The sequence below is a fragment of the Streptomyces sp. NPDC088354 genome, assembly GCF_044753585.1.
Classification (GTDB): Bacteria; Actinomycetota; Actinomycetes; order Streptomycetales; family Streptomycetaceae; genus Actinacidiphila.
In genome coordinates this window covers 127,382-145,551 of sequence record NZ_JBIVNJ010000018.1, presented here as the reverse complement: position 1 = coordinate 145,551, position 18,170 = coordinate 127,382, and the positions used below count along the sequence as shown (strand labels likewise).

Here is an 18,170-nt window from a genome sequence, read left to right as displayed (position 1 = left end):
CGAACGCGCTCAACGCCTCCGACAAGTCGGCGTGCATGAAGGTCAACCCGTACTACAACTGGTAGGACGCACGGGCCGGGCCCCGCGGGGCCCGGCCGCCGGCGCTACGCGTCGGAGTCGGCGGTCGCCCGCACCGCCGGGCGGCGGCTGGCGATGACCCTGCGGGCGAGCGAGCGCGGGCTGGTCAGGAAACCGAAGCCCCACGACATGTGCATGGTGGCCAGCGCCACCGGGACCTGGGCCCGCGCCGCGAGGGACAGCCCCTTGCCGGCGGGCAGCGAACCCAGCGCGATGGCGGCCAGGTAGCCACCGGGGACCACGAAGCCCAGCGGGGTGACGGCCACGCCGACGACGACGCCCGCCGCGATCGCCAGGACCGCGCCCGGGGCGGCCAGGTACCGCAGATTGACCGAGCCCTGGTGGTAGCGGGTGACGACGCGGCGCCACCGGCCGTAGTCCTTGTACTGCTTGGCCAGCGCCCGCACGCTCGGCCGCGGCCGGTAGGAGACGCGCAGTTCGGGCGAGAACCAGATCAGGCCGCCGGCCTCGCGGATGCGGTAGTTCAGCTCCCAGTCCTGGGCGCGGATGAACTCCTCGTTGTAGCCGCCCTGCTGCTCCAGCACCTCGCGGCGGAAGACGCCCAGGTAGACGGTGTCCGCGGGGGCCGCCTGGCCGCCGGTGTGGAAGGCCGCGTTGCCCACGCCGATCCGGGACGTCATGGCGGCGGCGACGGCGCGCTCCCAGTCGTTCTCGCCCTCGGCGTGCATGATGCCGCCGACGTTCGCGGCGCCGGTCTCCTCCAGCAGCCGCACGGCGGTCTCGATGTAGTCCGGGGAGAGCATGCCGTGCCCGTCGACGCGGACCACGACAGGATGCCGGGAGGCCTTGATGGCGGCGTTCAGGGCGGCGGGGGTGCGGCCCGTGGGGTTGGGCACGGTGTGCACCCTGGGGTCCTCGCGCACGAGCTCGGCGGCGATCTCGTCGGTGCGGTCCGTCGAGGGGCCGAGGGCGATGACGACCTCCAGCTCACCCGCGTAGTCCTGCTCCAGGATGTGCCGGACGGAAGCGCGCAGATGGCGCTCCTCGTCGAGCACGGGCATGATCACGGAGACGGCGGGCGGCAGGTGGGGGGTCGCAGCGTTCACAGCCGCACACGTTACCGCGAACGGATGACAGCGGTGTGCAGGTGCGGGCGAGGCTCATACCGTAGGACGGTATGACTGCTTAACGTGCCTTTATGACCGCCGCTCGCCGCCGCCAGCCGGCGCCCGCCGTCCGCCGGACCCCGGTGCGCCGCGGGATGCGCGTCCTCGGCGCGCTCTCGCTGGGCATCCTGACCGCCAGCGGGATCGGGCACGCCGTCGTCGCCCACATGGACAGCCGCCTCGCGCACGTGGACGCCCTCGGGGGCCCCAGGGAGCGCGCCGCCTCCACCAAGGGCACCAACTTCCTGATCGTCGGCACCGACCTGCGCCGCGGCCTGACCGCGGCCCAGCGCACCCGCTGGCATCTGGGGGGCCGGCCCTGCAACTGCGCGGACACGATGATGCTCGCGCACGTCTCCCGGGACGGCCGCAGGATCAGCGTGGTCGGCCTGCCGCGCGACACCTACGCCGAGCTCCCCCGCCCCGGCAGGCTGAAGTGGGCGTACGGCGACGGCGGCCCCGCGCTGACCGTCAGCGCCGTCGAGAAGCTGACCGGGCTGCCGGTCCACCACTACGCCGAGATCGACTTCGGGCGCTTCATGAAGGCGGTCGACCTGGTCGGCGGCGTCGACGTGTGCACCACCCGTCCGCTGAAGGACGGCTGGACCGGACTCTCGCTGCCCGCCGGCACCGTCCGCATGAACGGCGGGGCCGCGCTGCAGTACGTCCGCTCCGGCTACGGTCAGGACGCCATGGACCTGACGCGCATGGGCCGGCAGCAGCGCTTCCTGGCGGCCCTGGTGCGCCGGGTGACCGAGACCGGTCTGCTGCGCAACCCGGTCAAGCTCGAACAGGTCGCCGGGGCCGCGCTCGGCTCCGTGCGCACCGACCGGCAGACCACGCCGGACGATCTGATCTCTCTGCTCACCGGGCTGCGCGGCGGCTTCGGGGTGGGGTCGCTGGAGTTCGCGACCGTACCGGTGGAACCGACGCCCTTCCGGGTCCAGGGGGTCGGCACGACCGTGCGCTGGTCCGCCAAGGGCGCCGAGCGGCTCTTCGACGCCCTCCGCGAGGACCGGTCGCTCATCGGCCCGGCCGTCACCCCCGCGAGCGGCACGCCGGCGCCCTCGCGCAGCCCCGAGCAGGTCGACGTGCCGCCCGGCTCGATCCGCGTCCAGGTCAACAACGGCACGTCCGTGACCGGCCTCGGCGCCCGCGTCGACAAGGACCTGCGGGGTGCCGGTTTCCGGACCACGGGGATGCCCGGCAACACCACGCGGCACGACGCGGAGTACACGGTGATCCACTACGACCCCGGCTGGGACCGCTCCGCGGCCGCCCTCGGCACCGCGCTCCCCTACGCGGGCCTGCGGGCCGTGCCCGGGCTCGGGCCGGTGCTGCGGGTGATCGTGGGCGCCGACTACCGCGGCGTCACCCCGGTGCGGGCCGGGGAGCCCGCCCCGGCGCCCCAGCCGCAGCCGCAGCCGGTGGACATCAAGCCGGTGCGGGGCGACCGCATGCTGTGCGACTGACCGCGGTCAGTCGTCCAGGCCCTCGGCGGCCCGCTTCTCGCGCAGTTCCATGATCGCGCGGCGGCGGGCCAGCCGGTGCGTGCGCCGGATCTGGGCCTCCTGGTTGCGGCGGCGGTCGCGGTCGGTCTCCAGGAGCAGCTGCGGCACCGAGCGCGGCTTGCCCTCGGCGTCGACGGCGACGAAGACCAGGTAGGCGCTGGCCACCTGGGTGCCCGGCCCGGACTCGTTCCAGCGCTCGGCGACCACCCGCACGCCGACCTCCATGGAGGACCGGCCGGTCCAGTTGACCTGCGCCTGCACCTTGAGCAGGTCACCGACCCGCACCGGCTCCAGGAAGGCCATCTCGTCCATGGCGCCGGTCACCGCCGGGCCCTCGGAGTGGCGGCCGGCGACGGCCCCCGCCGCGTCGTCCACGAGCTTCATGACCACACCGCCGTGCACGGTGCCCAGGAGATTGGTGTCGTGGTGGGTCATGATGTGCGCCAGCGTGATCCGCGAGGCGGACGTCGGCTTGGCCGCGACGGGGTGCGGAGCGGGCTCTTCGAACATGGGCTCCACCCTAAGCACTGCCGCACGGCGCTCACCGCCCGGCACACCTTGCCCGGGACCAGGGCCGGGCGGATGCTGGCAAAGGGGGGTGTTCCTGCGAAATCCGCGATCCGAGCGTGACCCAGAGGTGAGCGCCATGGAGAAGACCTGGACGATCAAGCTGACCCTGGAGGAGGACGGCAACCGCACCGCCTGCACCGCGTCGCTGGCCGGCGACGGCGCCCCGGGAGTCGTGGGGCACGGGTACTCGCGCCGCAATCCGAGCGACGAGCCGGACCTGCGCATCGGCGAGGACGTGGCCGCGTCCCGGGCCTGTTCCAACCTGGCGCACGAACTGCTGGAGCAGGCCGCCGGGATGATCGAGACGCGTACCGACCTGCCCACCCACCTCACGGGATGAGGCGGCGCGGGCGCGTTGGGTCACGGAGAAGCGGCAGTCCTGTGACCTTTGCATCAGCTCTGCTGCAGAAGCGGAACCGACCTCCTGCTGGGCCCGCCGAACGGGCACACTGCCGTACATGAACGCATGGCCCGACGGCTGGTCCGACAACAACAGGAACCAGCGGCAGCAGCAGACGCCCGAGCCCCCGCTGCCCCCCGAGCTCTCCCCGCGCCGCGCGGCGACGGGCTCCGGCAGCGTTCCGCGCCAGCAGGGCTACGGCAGCCCGGCTCCCGCGCCCGCTCACGGGGGCGGCGGTTACGGCGGCGGATACGGGAACGGCGGTGACGGGGGCTCCTACGGGCCGCCCACGACCACCGGCCGGCCCCCGCGGCCGGGCAGCCGGGCGCGCCGGGTCAAGGTGACCCTGCTGGCGCTGGTGGTCGTCGTGCTGGCCTGGTCGATCGGCACCTACATATGGGCCGACGGCAAGGTGCGCCGCGAGGTCGACCTCGGCACGGTGATCGACCGCCCCGATACCGGCAAGGGCACCAACTACCTGATCGTGGGCTCCGACAGCCGCGAGGGCCTGTCCGGCGACCAGAAGAAGCAGCTGCACACCGGCTCCGCCGCGGGCAAGCGCACGGACTCCATGATGATCCTGCACGTCGGCGACAACGGGAACTCGCTGATCTCGCTCCCCCGTGACTCCTACGTCACGATCCCGAGCTTCAAGGGCTCCGAGTCGGGCAAGACGTTCAAGTCCCCCGGCCAGAACAAGCTGAACGCCGCCTACTCGATCGACGGCCCGACACTGCTGGTGCGCACCGTCGAGTACAACACCGGCCTGCACATCGACCACTACGCGGAGATCGGCTTCGCCGGCTTCGCGAACATCGTGGACGCGGTCGGCGGCGTCGACCTGGACATCCCGCGCAACATCGACGACAAGAACTCCGGTCTGCACATCAAGAAGGGCCCCCAGACCCTCAACGGCGACGAGGCGCTCGCCTTCGTCCGCCAGCGCTACCAGGAGGCGGAGGGCGACCTCGGCCGGACCAAGAACCAGCAGAAGTTCCTGGCCGCCCTCGCGTCCCAGACCGCGACGCCGGGCACGGTGCTCAACCCCTTCAAGCTCTACCCGGTGATGGGCGCGGGCCTGGACACCCTGGTCGTCGACAAGGACATGAGCCTGTGGAACCTGGTCTCGATGTTCTGGGCGATGAAGGGCGTCAACGGCGGTGACGGCCTGTCGATGAACATGCCGACCGCCGGCTCGATCAACACCAGCGCGGGCAGCTCGCTCAAGTGGGACATGCCGAAGGTGAAGCAGCTGATCTCCGAGCTGAAGAACGACGAGAAGGTCACCGTCACCCCCGACTCGTGAGCCGGGGGTGACGACAAAGGGCCGGGAAGCGGACGCTTCCCGGCCCTCACGGCGTACTGGCGCCGAGCCGGTCCAGGGAGTTGTTCGCGACGTAGTCGGCCATCGTGTCGTTGCGCATGGCCTCCCACAGCTGGGAGGTGCCGCTCTCGTCGAGCAGGACGACCGACTGGCCCTTGATCATGTCGAGCCCGCCGACCGGCGCGTTCATGAAGACCATGTCGGCCGCCCGAACCCCGCGCATGCTCCACATCAGGTCGCGCAGGTCACCGCCGGAGAGCCGGTCGTCGACGCTGACCACCCCGGTGACCTGGTCCAGCAGCTCCTTGGCCTTGAGCGGATTGCTCATCGTGGACCGGGTGAGCGTCTTGGCGATCACCGCGCGCAGGAACGCCTGCTGGCGGTGGGTGCGGTCCAGGTCGCCGCGGGGCAGGTGGTAACGCTCGCGCACGTAGGTCAGGGCCTGGTCGCCGTTCATGTGCCGGCCCGCGAGGTCGACGCCGCCGATGGCGTCGGTCAGGGTGCGGAAGCCGCTCCAGTCGATGACGGCGAGGTGGTCGACCTTGACGTCGGTCAGCCGCTGCACGGTGTCGATCAGCAGCGGCGGCCCTCCCCAGGAGAAGGCGGCGTTGAGCTTGGCCTTGCCGTTGCCGGGGACGGTGACCCAGCTGTCGCGGGGCAGCGAGACCACGTACGCGTGCCGGTGGTCGGCGGGCAGGTGGACCAGCATCATCGTGTCGCTGCGCTGGGCGCCGCGCTTCCACTCGGGCGCCTGCGCGTTCTCGCCGGTGGTGGGCAGGTCGGAGCGGGCGTCGACGCCCACCAGGAGGAACGTTTCACCGCCCTTGGCGGGGGCCGGCTGCTCGCTCTCGGGCACATTGGTCGGGAAGGCGTTCGGAATCCGGCTCACCTTGCCGGTGTAGTGGTCCACCGCCCACCACAGCGTCCCCGCCACCGCGAGCACGCCCGCCACCAGCAGCGTCAGCGCCCCCAGCAGCACCCGGCGGGCGCGCCGCCGCCGCTTGCGCCGGCGCGCGGCCTCGTCCCCCGGCGTTTCCTCAGCGGTCGTGTCCTTGTGACCGACCTGATCCGTCGTCGTCACGCCCCACCCCCACACTGTGCACCCGCTCCCCACGCGTGCGTAGGGGGCATTGTGGCGCGCGAAGGCCGTCCATGGCCATGCCCACGGCGTCCGTCCCGTCACACGGACACCACGGAGCGGCCCGATCCACCGCACCGGGCGGACGGGATGACGTCATCCCCCGCGGTTATGCTCGGCAGCACAGACCGGCCACCACCAGGGGAGGGAGCCTCCATGGCCCTCAAGCTCACCGTGATCGGCACCGGCTACCTGGGCGCCACGCACGCCGCCGCGATGGCGGAGCTGGGCTTCGAGGTGCTGGGGCTGGACATCGACCCCGCCAAGATCGAGATGCTGTCGACGGGCCGGGTCCCCATGTACGAGCCCGGTCTGGAGGAGCTCCTCGGCCGCCATGTCGCGGGTCTGCCCGGCGCCAGCGGCCGGCTGCGCTTCACCACCTCCTGGGAGGAGGTCGCCGCCTTCGGCGACGTCCACTTCGTCTGCGTCAACACCCCGCAGAAGCACGGCGAGTACGCCTGCGACATGAGCCACGTCGACTCCGCCTTCGACCTGCTCGCCCCGCACCTGACCCGGCCCGCCCTGGTCGTCGGCAAGTCCACGGTGCCGGTCGGCAGCGCGGCGCGGCTGGCCGGGAGGCTCGCCGAGCTCGCCCCGGCAGGCGACCAGGCGGAGCTGGCATGGAACCCGGAGTTCCTGCGCGAGGGCTTCGCCGTCGAGGACACCCTGCACCCCGACCGGATCGTGGTCGGCGTCGCCTCCGAGCACGCCGAGAAGCTGCTGCGCGAGATCTACGCGACCCCGGTCTCCGAGGGCACGCCGTTCGTCGTCGCGGACTACCCGACCGCCGAGCTGGTGAAGACGGCGGCCAACGCCTTCCTCGCCACCAAGATCTCCTTCATCAACGCCATGGCCGAGGTCAGCGAGGCCGCCGGTGGCGACGTCATGAAGCTCGCGGAGGCCATCGGCCACGACGACCGGATCGGCAAGAAGTTCCTCCGGGCCGGCATCGGCTTCGGCGGCGGCTGCCTGCCCAAGGACATCCGGGCCTTCATGGCCCGCGCCGGCGAACTCGGCGCCGACCAGGCCCTGACGTTCCTGCGCGAGGTCGACTCGATCAACATGCGGCGCCGGTCCCACATGGTCGAACTGGCCCGCGAGGCCTGCGGCAGCGGCGGCTTCCTCGGCAAGCGCGTGGCGGTGCTCGGCGCGGCCTTCAAACCGGACTCCGACGACGTGCGGGACTCCCCCGCGCTCAACGTCGCCGGCCAGATCCACCTCCAGGGCGGCCAGGTCACCGTCTACGACCCCAAGGCGATGGACAACGCCCGCAGGCTCTTCCCCACGCTCGGCTACGCCTCCAGCGCCCTGGAGGCCGTACGTGGCGCCCAGGTCGTGCTGCACCTGACGGAGTGGCGGGAGTTCCGCGAGCTCGACACGGCGGCCCTGGGGGCCGTGGCGGGGCAGCGGCACATCATCGACGGCCGCAATGCGCTGCGCGCGGCGGTGTGGCGGGACGCGGGGTGGACGTTCCGGGCGATGGGGCGCCCCAACGCGTAGCCCTGCGAGCGGCACGCCGGTGCGGGGGTTGCTGTGCGGGCAGGTTTTCTCCCCGCCCGCCCTCCCCCAGCCTTCGGCCGGGGGAGGGCGGGCGTTCTGGACTGTGGAGCATATGTGGGTGCATGCCCCGGGGTGATCAACAGATCGTGCCCGAGGCACCGAAATGTGCTGTCCAGAATGGCCGGCCCCGGAGGCCCCGACCCCGGCCCAAGAACCACGCGCGCCGGGGTGCCCTGACTTCACAGGGCTGGGGGCACCCCCGGCCGAAGGTTGGGGGAGGGAGGGCGGGCGGGGAAAGACCCGCGCACACAAGCGTCAGTGGACGTCGCCCATGAGGGCGACGACCCGCTTGCGGTACGCGACGAACGCCGCCCCCGCCGCCAGCGCGACACCGCCCTGGATCGCGAACGACGTCTCCGACAGGAACGCGTCCCCGATGACCAGCTGCAGGATCGCCGCCACGCAGTCGCCCGCCGTCACGGCGAGGAACCACAGGCCCATCATCTGGCTGGCGTACTTGACCGGCGCCAGCTTGGTCGTGACCGACAGGCCCACCGGGGACAGGCAGAGCTCGGCGGCGGTCTGGATGAGGTAGACCACGGCCAGCCACAGCGGGGTGACCCTGACGTCGCCCGAGGCGGCGGCCTGGGCCAGCATCATCACGACGAACGAGGCGCCGATGCCGACGAGGCCGAGCGCGAACTTCACGGTCGTGCTGGGGTTCTTCCGGCCCAGCTTCACCCACAGCAGGGCGAAGACCGGCGCCAGGGCCATCACGAACAGCGGGTTCAGGGACTGGAACCAGCTCTCGGGGAAGTGGAAGCCCCACAGCTTCGACGAGGTGTGGTCGGAGGCGAAGACGGTCAGCGTCGAGCCGGACTGGTCGTAGATCATCCAGAACAGGGCGGCCACGACGAAGAACCAGATGTAGCCGGTCACCTTGGTCTTCTCGTCCGAGGTGAGCTCCTGGTCGCGGCGGATGCGCGTGAAGTAGTACGTCGGCAGCGCCAGGCCCAGCAGGGAGAGCGGCCACAGCACCCAGTTGATGGTGAAGTGGCCGGTGAAGGTGACCACGCCGTAGAAGACGACCGCGGCGGCCAGCCACAGCAGCGCCTTCTTCATCATCCCGGCGCGCTCGGCGGCGTCCAGCGGCGTGGGGACCACGCTGGAGACCGGCGCGAGGTGCTTGGTGCCCAGGAGGAACTGGGCGAGGCCGAGTCCCATGCCGACGCCGGCGAGGGCGAAGCCCAGGTGCCAGTCGACGTTCTGGCCGACGGTGCCGATGACCAGCGGCGCGAGGAAGGCACCGAGGTTGATGCCGATGTAGAAGATCGTGAAGCCGCCGTCGCGGCGCGGGTCGTTCCGGTCCGGGTAGAGCTGGCCCACCATCGTGGAGATGTTGGACTTCAGCAGGCCGGAGCCGACCGCGATGAAGACCAGGCCGACGAAGAACGAGGCCGGGACCGGTACCGCCAGCAGGAAGTGGCCGATCATGATGATCGTGCCGCCGATGGCGACCGTGCGGCGCGGGCCCCACAGGCGGTCGGCGAACCAGCCGCCGGGCATGGCCAGCAGGTACACGGTGGCGGTGTAGACGCTGTAGATGGCGCCGGCGGTGGCGGCCTTCAGGCCGAGGCCGCCGTCCGCGACCGAGGCCGTCAGGTAGAGGACGAGCAATGCCCTCATGCCGTAGTAGCTGAAGCGCTCCCACGTCTCGGTCATGAAAAGTGTGGCCAGACCTCGAGGGTGGCCGAGGAAATTGCCGCCGGATCCGTGGTTCCGCGCGGCGAGGCCCTCAGTCAGGCTGGACGCCATGGTCTTTCCTTGCTGCTCGGGACGCGCTGCGCGAGCGGAGCGCGCCCGGTGGGGGGTGACCGGCACCGGCGCGCGCGAACGCGCGCCGGGATCCACGGCCGCCGCCTTCACAGGCGCCGGCCCCGGCCGACAGGTCATTGACTGATGCTGGTGGGGACCAGCCCCGTCACAGAAGGGCCCCATGGCGCCGAAGTGAACACCAAAGGTCCCTTAGGGGAACTGTTACGGGCTTTTCGTTACTTTATGCCAGCCTCACATGTGTTATATGGGCCGACTTGAGACGCTCCTCACAGCACGTGCGGCCCGCCCGGCGTGCGGTTTCTCCGGGCGGACTACCATCAGCGCATGACCCGCGTACTGCTCGCCGAGGACGACGCATCCATCTCGGAACCGCTCGCACGCGCGCTGCGCCGCGAAGGGTACGAGGTCGAGGTGCGTGAGGACGGACCGGCGGCGCTCGAAGCCGCCCTGCTCGGCTCCTTCGATCTGTTGGTGCTCGACCTGGGGCTGCCCGGAATGGACGGGCTCGAGGTGTGCAGGAGGCTGCGCACCGAAGGCCACGGATTCCCGGTGCTGGTGCTGACCGCCCGGGCCGACGAGGTGGACACGGTGGTCGGCCTCGACGCCGGCGCCGACGACTATGTGACCAAGCCCTTCCGGCTGGCCGAGCTGCTGGCCCGGGTGCGGGCCCTGCTGCGGCGCGGCACGGCCGAGGCCCAGCATCCCTCGACCCAGGGGGTGCGGATCGACGTCGAGTCGCACCGCGCCTGGATGGGCGACGAGGAATTGCAGCTCACGGCGAAGGAGTTCGACCTCCTGCGCGTACTGGTGCGGGACGCCGGGCGGGTGGTCACCCGTGAGCAGCTGATGCGCGAGGTGTGGGACACCACGTGGTGGTCCTCCACCAAGACGCTCGACATGCACATCTCGTGGCTGCGCAAGAAGCTCGGCGACGACGCGGCCGCCCCGCGGTACATCTCCACGGTCCGCGGCGTGGGCTTCCGGTTCGAGAAGAACTGACAAGAGCTGAGACGCTTCCACCATGCGCCGCCGTCTCATCCAGTCCACGCTCGCCGTGGTGCTCGTCGTCATCGCCGTCTTCGGCGTCTCCCTGGTGATCGTGGAGACCCGGACGATCGAGAACAGCGCCAGGGAGAGCGTGGACTCCGAGGCGGTCCGGCTGATCGGCATCGTCGAGAGCCGGATCATCGGCGACGAGCGGATCAGCCGCGAGGTGCTGTCCCAGCAGATCACGCCGGACCGCTACGCGCTGGTCAGGATCCCGGGCGAGTCCCCGATCGCCATCGGCACGCCACCGACGGGCAAGGTGATCTCCTCGCAGCAGAAGGGCGAGCACGGCGAGACCGTGGTCGTCCAGGAGTCGCGCAGCAAGGTCAGCCGGGAGATCGGCCGCACGCTGCTGATCATCCTCGCCGTGGCGCTGCTGGCGGTGCTGGCCGCGGTGGTGCTGGCGGTGCGGCAGGCGCGCCGGCTCGGCAGTCCGCTGACCGACCTGGCCGAGACCGCGGAACGGCTCGGCTCGGGCGATCCGCGGCCCCGGCACCGCCGCTACGGGGTGCCGGAGCTGGACCGGGTCGCCGACGTGCTGGACCGCAGCGCCGAGCGGATCGCCCGCATGCTGACCGCCGAGCGGCGACTGGCCGCGGACGCCTCCCACCAGCTGCGCACCCCGCTGACCGCGCTGTCGATGCGGCTGGAGGAGATCATCGCCACCGCGGACGACCAGGAGACGGTCAAGGAGGAGGCGACGATCGCGCTCGGCCAGGTCGAGCGGCTCACCGACGTCGTGCAGCGGCTGCTCACCAACGCGCGGGACCCGCGGACCGGTTCCGCGGTGGTCTTCGACATCGACGACGTGATCAAGCAGCAGGTGGAGGAGTGGCGCCCGGCCTACCGCAGCGCGGGGCGGGTCATCACCTCGGGTTCCGACCGGATGCGCGCGGTGGGCACACCGGGCGCGGTCGCGCAGGTGCTGGCCACCCTGCTGGAGAACGGGCTGATGCACGGCGCGGGCACGGTGGCCATCTCCACCCGCGTCACCGGCAACCAGGTGGTGGTCGAGGTGACGGACGAGGGCCAGGGCGTGCCGCCGGAACTGGGGGCCCGGGTCTTCGAGCGGACCGTCAGCGGGCGCAACTCCACGGGCATCGGTCTCGCGGTCGCACGGGACCTGGCCGAGGCGGACGGCGGCCGTCTGGAACTGCTGCAGCAGCGCCCGCCGGTCTTCGCGCTGTTCCTGGCCCGCCAGGAACCGCCGGTGTGACGTCCGGGCCGGCCGCTACCCGGCGCGGCCCAGCGGGGCGCCGGGGACCTCGTCGGCGGCCTCGTTCTCCGCACTGACCAGGAACGATGCCGCCTGCCGCACGGACCCGTGGCTCGGCAGCGCCTTGAAGACCCAGCTGCGGTAGGACCAGAACCGGAAGAGGGTCGCGACCCCGATGCCGAGGAACTTGAAGACGTTGCTCTGCAGCGGGCTGTCCCAGCCGAAGCCGTACGTCGCCATGTAGAGCAGGCCGTTCTCGATCACCAGGCCGATCGCGCTGAAGAGCAGGAACAGCCCCAGCTCGCGGGTGCGGCCGCTCTTGTCCCGGTCGCGGTAGGTGAAGTAGCGGAAGCCGACGTAGTTGAAGACGATGGCCACGACGGTCGCGATGACGCTGGCGCGCACCACCTGGAGGTCCGTGAGGTGCCGGACGAGGTTGAAGACGCCGATGTTGACCAGCACGCCCGCGGCACCGACGGCGCCGAACTTCGCGACCTCCCGCGCTATCCCGCGCAGGCGGTCGGTGAGCACCGCCGGCCGGGCGCTGTGCCCCGTCACTTCGCCCATGAGATCGCCCGGGTCCCGTCTGTCTTCGGTCAGAGGCCTTCATGCTAGCCGGGGGGCCACCGGGACAGGGGTCGGGGCGTCATTCGCACCCGGATATCCTGGTGACTGTGACATTCCCGGTAGTCGGCATGATCGGCGGCGGCCAGCTCGCCCGTATGACCCACGAGGCGGGCATCCCGCTCGGCATCAGATTCAAGCTCCTCAGTGACACGCCTGTGGACTCCGCGGCCCTGGTGGCGGGGGAGGTCGTGGTGGGCGACTACCGCGACCTCGAGACGCTGCGCGCGTTCGCGGCCGGCTGCGACGTGATCACCTTCGACCACGAGCACGTGCCCACCGAGCACCTGCGGGTCCTGGAGGCCGACGGCATCGCCGTCCGCCCCGGGCCGGAGGCCCTGGTGCACGCCCAGGACAAGGGCGTCATGCGGGCGAGGCTGGACGCCATCGGCGTGCCGTGCCCGCGGCACCGCATCGTGGCCGACCCGGCCGATGTGACGCGCTTCGCCGAGGAGGGCTCCGGTTACCCGGTGGTCCTCAAGACCGTGCGCGGCGGCTACGACGGCAAGGGTGTGTGGGTGGTCCGGGACGAGGCGGGGGCCGCCGAGCCGTTCCGGGCCGGTGTGCAGGTGCTCGCGGAGGAGAAGGTCGACTTCGCGCGGGAGCTGGCGGCCAATGTCGTACGGTCCCCGCACGGGCAGGCGGTCGCCTACCCGGTGGTGGAGTCGATCCAGGTCGACGGCGTGTGCGACACCGTGATCGCGCCCGCGCCCGACCTGCCCGAGCCGCTGTCGGCGCAGGCCCAGCAGCTGGCGCTGACCATCGCCAAGGAGCTGGGCGTCGTCGGTCACCTGGCCGTGGAGCTGTTCGAGACCCGGGACGGCCGGATCCTCGTCAACGAGCTGGCCATGCGCCCGCACAACAGCGGCCACTGGACCCAGGACGGCGCCGTGACCTCGCAGTTCGCCAACCACCTGCGGGCGGTGCTGGACCTGCCGCTCGGCGATCCGCGCCCGCGGCAGCCGTGGACGGTGATGGCCAACGTCCTCGGCGGCGACTACCCCGACATGTACCAGGGCTATCTGCACTGCATGGCCCGGGACCCGCAGCTGAAGATCCACATGTACGGCAAGGACGTGAAGCCCGGCCGCAAGGTCGGCCACGTCAACACCTACGGCGCCGACCTGGCCGACGTGCGCGAGCGCGCCCGGCACGCCGCCGACTACCTGCGAGGGACGATCACCGAATGAGCAGCCCCTTGATCGGCATCGTGATGGGTTCCGACTCCGACTGGCCGGTCATGGAGGCCGCGGCCCAGGCGCTGGACGAGTTCGAGGTCCGGTACGAGGTCGACGTCGTCTCCGCGCACCGCATGCCGCGCGAGATGGTCGCGTACGGCGAGCAGGCCGCCGGGCGCGGCCTCAAGGCGATCATCGCGGGCGCCGGGGGCGCCGCGCACCTGCCGGGGATGCTGGCCTCGGTGACGCCGCTGCCGGTGATCGGTGTGCCGGTGCCGCTGAAGTACCTGGACGGCATGGACTCGCTGCTGTCCATCGTGCAGATGCCGGCCGGCGTGCCGGTGGCCACGGTCTCGGTGGCCGGCGCGCGCAACGCGGGCCTGCTGGCGGTGCGGATGCTCGCCGCGCACGACGGTGAACTGCTGGAGCGGATGCGGCACTTCCAGGAGGAGCTGAACCAGCAGGCGACCGAGAAGGGCAAGCGTCTGCGTGCCAAGGTGGAGGGGTCGGCCGGCTTCGGTTTCGGAGGTAAGTAGTCAGATGAGCCACATGGGTCACGCGGACGCCGAACTGCTCGCGCGGGCGCGGGAACTGCTCACCGCCCATCCGGTCGTGGACGGGCACAACGACCTCCCCTGGCGTCTGCGCGAGCAGGTGCGCTACGACCTCGACCGGCGGGACATCGCCGCCGACCAGTCGGCGCACCTGCACACCGACATCCCCCGGCTGCGGGCCGGGCGGGTCGGCGCCCAGTTCTGGTCGGTGTACGTGCGCAGCAGCCTCACCGGCGGGGACGCCGTCGCCGCCGTGCTGGAACAGATCGACTGCGTACGCCGCCTGATCGAGCGCCACCCCGGCGACCTGCGGGCCGCGTTCACCGCCGACGACATGGAGTCCGCCCGCGCCGAAGGACGCATCGCCTCGCTGATGGGCGCCGAGGGCGGGCACTCCATCGCCAACTCCCTCGGTGTGCTGCGCACGTTGTACGCGCTGGGCGTGCGCTACATGACGCTGACCCACAACGACACCATCGACTGGGCGGACTCGGCCACCGACGAGCCCCGGCACGGCGGCCTGACCCGCTTCGGCGAGGAGGTGGTCCGCGAGATGAACCGCCTGGGCATGCTCGTCGACCTCTCGCACGTCTCGCCCGACACCATGCGCGCGGCGCTGCGGGTCTCCGAGGCCCCGGTGCTGTTCTCGCACTCCTCCGCACGGGCGGTCTGCGACCACGTGCGCAACATCCCCGACGACGTCCTGGAGCGCCTGCCGGTCAACGGCGGGGTCGCCATGGCGACCTTCGTGCCCCAGTTCATCCTGCCCGCCGCGGCCGAGTGGATCGTCGGGGTCAACGCCGAGATGCGGGCGCACGGCCTGCATCCGCTGGACCAGACGCCCGAGGCGCTGGCGGTCCAGCGGGCCCACGAGGACGCCCACCCCCGGCCCGTCGCGACCATCGGCACCGTCGCCGACCACCTGGACCACATGCGCGAGGTCGCCGGCGTCGACCACATCGGCCTCGGCGGCGACTACGACGGGGTCTCCTTCCTCCCCGAAGGCCTCGGCGACGTGTCCGGCTACCCCCGGCTCGCCGCCGAACTGCTGCACCGCGGCTGGTCGGACGAGGACCTGGCGAAACTCGCGTGGCGCAACGCGGTACGCGTCCTGCGGGACGCGGAGTCGGTGGCGGCGGACCTGCGGGGCAAGCGGGGCCCGTCCAGCGCCTTGATCGACGAGCTGGACGGTGCCCCGGCCGCGGGCTGACGGCCGGACAAGCACGGCTCATCGAAACGGGCGCGTCAGCGCGCCCGTGGATGGGGGAACGGCGCCGCGGCCGGGCTAAGCGGGAGCCGCCACCTCGGCCCAGACGGTCTTGCCCGGCTGTCCGTCGGTGTTGCGCAGCACGCCCCAGTCGAGGCACAGCCGCTGCACGATGAACATGCCGTGCCCGCCCGGCCGCCCGGCGCGGTGCGGGGTCCGCGGCGCGGGGTCGCCCACGCCTCCGTCGGCGACCTCCATGCGGAGCGACTTGGGCTGCCAGTGCAGCCGCAGTTCCTCGGGGCCGCCCGCGTGCAGGCAGGCGTTCGTCACCAGCTCGGAGACGACCAGCAGCACGTCCTCGGCCGCGGCTCTGCGATCGGCGGAGTCGGCCGGGAGCCAGCCCCAGTCGTGCAGGGCCTGCCGGGTGAAGTCACGTGCCAAGGGCACGACGCCCGGCATCCCCGACAGATGGAGTCTGCGCACCTGGGCCTCCCCCGGTCCGGTGGGCAGCGCGTCCGCGCCACCCGAGTCGCGGTCGTCCGCCGCAGGGGGCCGCGTGGTGCTCATCAGCGCCTCCACTCACCGATGTCCGCCAGTGTCAGAAGTGATCCCCAGGAAGTCTCCTGCCCGGCCCTCTCGGCGGAACACATACGGGTTGCCGGGCGAACGGGGCGTACCGTCACGGCCCCGCGGGGGACCGGCCCGACGATCACTCCTTGAGCGCGTCGTCCAACGTGGCATGCACGGTGAAGACGGCCTCGGCGCCGGTGATCGAGAAAACCTTGGCAACAGCCGGCCGCATCCCCGCCAGGTGCACGGAGCCCCCGGCCGCCTCGGCCTTCAGACGTGCGCCGAGCAGGACGTTCAATCCCGTGGAGTCGCAGAACTCCAGGCCGGTGCAGTCCACGACGAGCCTGCTGTAGCCGTCATCGACGAGCTGGTCCAGCGGCTCGCGCAGCAGGTCGGCCGTGTGGTGATCGAGCTCACCAGCAGGCGCGACGACCGCACTCGTGCCCGACCGGCTCACAGCGACACGCAGCCGGTCACGGCCGGTCGTACCGACCATCTCGCGGTCCATGCGCACTCCTCCCGGATGAATAGGCCCAGCGCATCTCGCACCCTACGCGCTTTCCTGACCTCGGTGGTAGTCACGACGGGAGACAGCGGCCCCCGCACAGAACCGATCGATCCAGTTTGCAATAACCGCGCCGAACGGGGTAGGCGTGGAGTGTGGGCTGAATTCCTGGTTCCGCATGCCCCCGTCACCGCACCGAGGGAGGAGAGCATGGCATCCCGGCTCGACGCGCGCGACGCGTCGGCGACAACGGAGACCACCGTTCACAAGGAGTACGGGACCCCGGAGGGCCTGGAGGACCTGCCGGAGATCCCGCCTTACGACGAGGTCGGTCCGGTGGACGCACGGGCCCTGTCCAAGACGCTCTTCCAGCGACTGGAGACGCTGGAGGAGGGGACGCACGAGTACAGCTACGTGCGCAACACCCTGGTCGAGCTCAACCTCGCCCTGGTGAAGTTCGCGGCGTCCCGGTTCCGCTCCCGCAGCGAGCCGGTCGAGGACATCGTCCAGGTCGGCACGATCGGGCTGATCAAGGCCATCGACCGCTTCGAGATGAGCCGCGGCGTCGAGTTCCCGACCTTCGCGATGCCGACGATCATCGGCGAGATCAAACGTTTCTTCCGTGACACCTCCTGGTCCGTGCGCGTCCCGCGCCGGCTGCAGGAGCTGCGCCTGGACCTGGCCAAGGCCGGTGACGAGCTGGCCCAGAAGCTGGACCGGGCGCCGACCGTCGCGGAACTCGCCGAGCGGCTGCAGATCAGCGAGACCGAGGTCGTCGAGGGCATGAGCGCCAGCAACGCGTACACCGCCAGCTCGCTGGACGCCCAGCCCGAGGAGGACGACTCCGAGGGCGCGCTCGCCGACCGGATCGGCTACGAGGACCACGGTCTGGAGGGGATCGAGTACGTGGAGTCCCTCAAGCCGCTGATCGCCGAGCTGCCCGCCCGCGACCGGCAGATCCTCTCGCTGCGCTTCGTGGGCAACATGACGCAGTCGGAGATCGGCCAGGAGCTGGGCATCTCGCAGATGCACGTCTCCCGGCTGCTGACCCGTACGCTCGGGCGCCTCCGGCGCGGGCTGCTCGTGGAGGAGTGACCTTTCGCGCCGCGCGCTCTTCCCCTCCGGGGACGGCCCCCGCGCCTCGCACCAGGTGCGGGGGCCGTCCCTGTTTCGGGGGGTTGCTGTGCGGGCAGGTTTTTTCCCCGCCCGCCCGCCCGGGTGCCCCGTGAAGTCACGCGCCCCGGCGCGCGTGTGGAGTGGGCCGGGTGCGGGTCCTCCGGGGCTGCACGTCCTGGACTGGGATATTTACGCGCGTTTCCAGCACTTGCTGATCCCGTCCCTGCCCGGATGGCGCGCACAAATATCCCGCACCGTCCAGAACATCCACCCCTACGACCCCGCCCCCTCCGTAGTTCCATGCGCCTGATCCCCGGGGGGGGGTATGGGGGCGGTCCGGGTGACCCCGGTTGCCTGAATCCCCCCGGTGTGTGGGCGGTGACGGCTGCGCCCTTGGACGGCGCTGCGCCAACGGTGGCCCGAGCACGGTGCCGCCTCTACTCCCCCCACCGGGGATCAGGCGCATGACGAAACGGAGGGGGCGGGGGAGTTGGGGGCACCCCCGGCCGGAGGCTGGGGGAGGGTGGGCGTTCTGGACTGTGGAGCATATTTGGGTGCATGACCCGGGGTGATCAGTTGAGAGCGCCCGAGGCACCGAAATGTGCTGTCCAGAATGCCCAGCCCCGGAGGCCCCGCACCCGGCCCCCACGAAACGCGCGCCGGGGCGCC

The 18,170-nt window shown here is 71.5% G+C and carries 17 protein-coding genes; 10 read left to right on the top strand and 7 right to left on the bottom strand.

The window, feature by feature from the left end:
- Nucleotides 1–104: 104 nt before the first annotated feature.
- On the bottom strand, nucleotides 105–1,145 hold the full coding sequence (locus tag ACIP98_RS25030) for a glycosyltransferase family 2 protein (RefSeq protein WP_319661628.1): 1,041 nt from the start codon (nucleotides 1,143–1,145) through the stop codon (nucleotides 105–107).
- A gap of 92 nt (nucleotides 1,146–1,237) precedes the next feature.
- On the opposite strand from ACIP98_RS25030, the gene ACIP98_RS25025 reads away from it, so the two are divergent.
- The gene (locus ACIP98_RS25025; protein ID WP_319661629.1) at nucleotides 1,238–2,677 is read left to right on the top strand and encodes an LCP family protein; all 1,440 of its coding nucleotides are present in this window, start codon (nucleotides 1,238–1,240) and stop codon (nucleotides 2,675–2,677) included.
- Nucleotides 2,678–2,683: 6 nt separating this feature from the next.
- Here the strand turns inward: ACIP98_RS25025 and ACIP98_RS25020 are convergent, their stop codons facing one another.
- A complete protein-coding gene (locus ACIP98_RS25020; protein ID WP_319661630.1) occupies nucleotides 2,684–3,226 on the bottom strand; it encodes an acyl-CoA thioesterase in 543 nt (180 codons plus the stop codon).
- Between the two features lie 136 nt (nucleotides 3,227–3,362).
- On the opposite strand from ACIP98_RS25020, the gene ACIP98_RS25015 reads away from it, so the two are divergent.
- Complete coding sequence (locus tag ACIP98_RS25015; protein ID WP_319661631.1) at nucleotides 3,363–3,626, top strand: DUF1876 domain-containing protein; 264 nt, start codon at nucleotides 3,363–3,365, stop codon at nucleotides 3,624–3,626.
- 118 nt (nucleotides 3,627–3,744) lie between these two features.
- A complete protein-coding gene (locus tag ACIP98_RS25010) occupies nucleotides 3,745–4,992 on the top strand; it encodes an LCP family protein (RefSeq protein ID WP_401978005.1) in 1,248 nt (415 codons plus the stop codon).
- A 46-nt stretch (nucleotides 4,993–5,038) separates the two neighbouring features.
- Here the strand turns inward: ACIP98_RS25010 and ACIP98_RS25005 are convergent, their stop codons facing one another.
- The gene (locus ACIP98_RS25005; protein WP_319661633.1) at nucleotides 5,039–6,091 is read right to left on the bottom strand and encodes an LCP family protein; all 1,053 of its coding nucleotides are present in this window, start codon (nucleotides 6,089–6,091) and stop codon (nucleotides 5,039–5,041) included.
- 213 nt (nucleotides 6,092–6,304) lie between these two features.
- Here ACIP98_RS25005 and ACIP98_RS25000 point away from each other — a divergent pair, with 213 nt between their 5' ends.
- Nucleotides 6,305–7,648, top strand: a complete 1,344-nt coding sequence (locus ACIP98_RS25000) for a UDP-glucose/GDP-mannose dehydrogenase family protein (protein ID WP_319661634.1) — start codon at nucleotides 6,305–6,307, stop codon at nucleotides 7,646–7,648.
- A gap of 315 nt (nucleotides 7,649–7,963) precedes the next feature.
- On the opposite strand, the gene ACIP98_RS24995 is transcribed toward ACIP98_RS25000, so the two are convergent.
- Nucleotides 7,964–9,463: an oligopeptide:H+ symporter gene (locus tag ACIP98_RS24995; protein ID WP_319661635.1), complete on the bottom strand. Its 1,500-nt coding sequence runs from the start codon at nucleotides 9,461–9,463 to the stop codon at nucleotides 7,964–7,966.
- A 345-nt stretch (nucleotides 9,464–9,808) separates the two neighbouring features.
- On the opposite strand from ACIP98_RS24995, the gene ACIP98_RS24990 reads away from it, so the two are divergent.
- Together ACIP98_RS24990 and ACIP98_RS24985 are read left to right on the top strand one after the other, a co-directional pair.
- Nucleotides 9,809–10,483 (top strand): response regulator transcription factor, encoded by a 675-nt coding sequence (locus ACIP98_RS24990; RefSeq protein WP_018559726.1) that lies wholly within the window; start codon nucleotides 9,809–9,811, stop codon nucleotides 10,481–10,483.
- A 22-nt stretch (nucleotides 10,484–10,505) separates the two neighbouring features.
- Entirely contained in the window at nucleotides 10,506–11,747 is a 1,242-nt protein-coding gene (locus ACIP98_RS24985) for an ATP-binding protein (protein ID WP_319661636.1), read from the top strand.
- Between the two features lie 15 nt (nucleotides 11,748–11,762).
- Here ACIP98_RS24985 and ACIP98_RS24980 read toward each other — a convergent pair whose 3' ends face one another.
- Nucleotides 11,763–12,314 carry a GtrA family protein gene (locus ACIP98_RS24980; RefSeq protein WP_401978003.1) on the bottom strand — a complete coding sequence of 184 codons (552 nt, stop codon included), beginning with the start codon at nucleotides 12,312–12,314 and terminating at the stop codon, nucleotides 11,763–11,765.
- A gap of 107 nt (nucleotides 12,315–12,421) precedes the next feature.
- On the opposite strand from ACIP98_RS24980, the gene ACIP98_RS24975 reads away from it, so the two are divergent.
- Genes ACIP98_RS24975 through ACIP98_RS24965 form a run of 3 tightly spaced genes read left to right on the top strand, consistent with a single transcriptional unit; the run spans nucleotide 12,422 to nucleotide 15,313 of the window.
- Nucleotides 12,422–13,561, top strand: a complete 1,140-nt coding sequence (locus tag ACIP98_RS24975; RefSeq protein WP_319661638.1) for a 5-(carboxyamino)imidazole ribonucleotide synthase — start codon at nucleotides 12,422–12,424, stop codon at nucleotides 13,559–13,561.
- The gene (gene purE / locus ACIP98_RS24970; protein ID WP_319661639.1) at nucleotides 13,558–14,085 is read left to right on the top strand and encodes a 5-(carboxyamino)imidazole ribonucleotide mutase; all 528 of its coding nucleotides are present in this window, start codon (nucleotides 13,558–13,560) and stop codon (nucleotides 14,083–14,085) included. The genes ACIP98_RS24975 and purE overlap by 4 nt, the downstream gene beginning before the upstream one ends.
- A 13-nt stretch (nucleotides 14,086–14,098) precedes the next feature.
- The gene (locus ACIP98_RS24965) at nucleotides 14,099–15,313 is read left to right on the top strand and encodes a dipeptidase (protein WP_401978020.1); all 1,215 of its coding nucleotides are present in this window, start codon (nucleotides 14,099–14,101) and stop codon (nucleotides 15,311–15,313) included.
- 75 nt (nucleotides 15,314–15,388) lie between these two features.
- Here ACIP98_RS24965 and ACIP98_RS24960 read toward each other — a convergent pair whose 3' ends face one another.
- The gene (locus tag ACIP98_RS24960; RefSeq protein ID WP_319661641.1) at nucleotides 15,389–15,877 is read right to left on the bottom strand and encodes an ATP-binding protein; all 489 of its coding nucleotides are present in this window, start codon (nucleotides 15,875–15,877) and stop codon (nucleotides 15,389–15,391) included.
- Nucleotides 15,878–16,019: 142 nt separating this feature from the next.
- Nucleotides 16,020–16,388: an STAS domain-containing protein gene (locus tag ACIP98_RS24955; RefSeq protein ID WP_319661642.1), complete on the bottom strand. Its 369-nt coding sequence runs from the start codon at nucleotides 16,386–16,388 to the stop codon at nucleotides 16,020–16,022.
- A gap of 207 nt (nucleotides 16,389–16,595) precedes the next feature.
- Between ACIP98_RS24955 and ACIP98_RS24950 the strand changes: the two genes are divergently transcribed.
- On the top strand, nucleotides 16,596–17,480 hold the full coding sequence (locus tag ACIP98_RS24950; RefSeq protein WP_319661643.1) for an RNA polymerase sigma factor SigF: 885 nt from the start codon (nucleotides 16,596–16,598) through the stop codon (nucleotides 17,478–17,480).
- Nucleotides 17,481–18,170 lie beyond the last annotated feature (690 nt).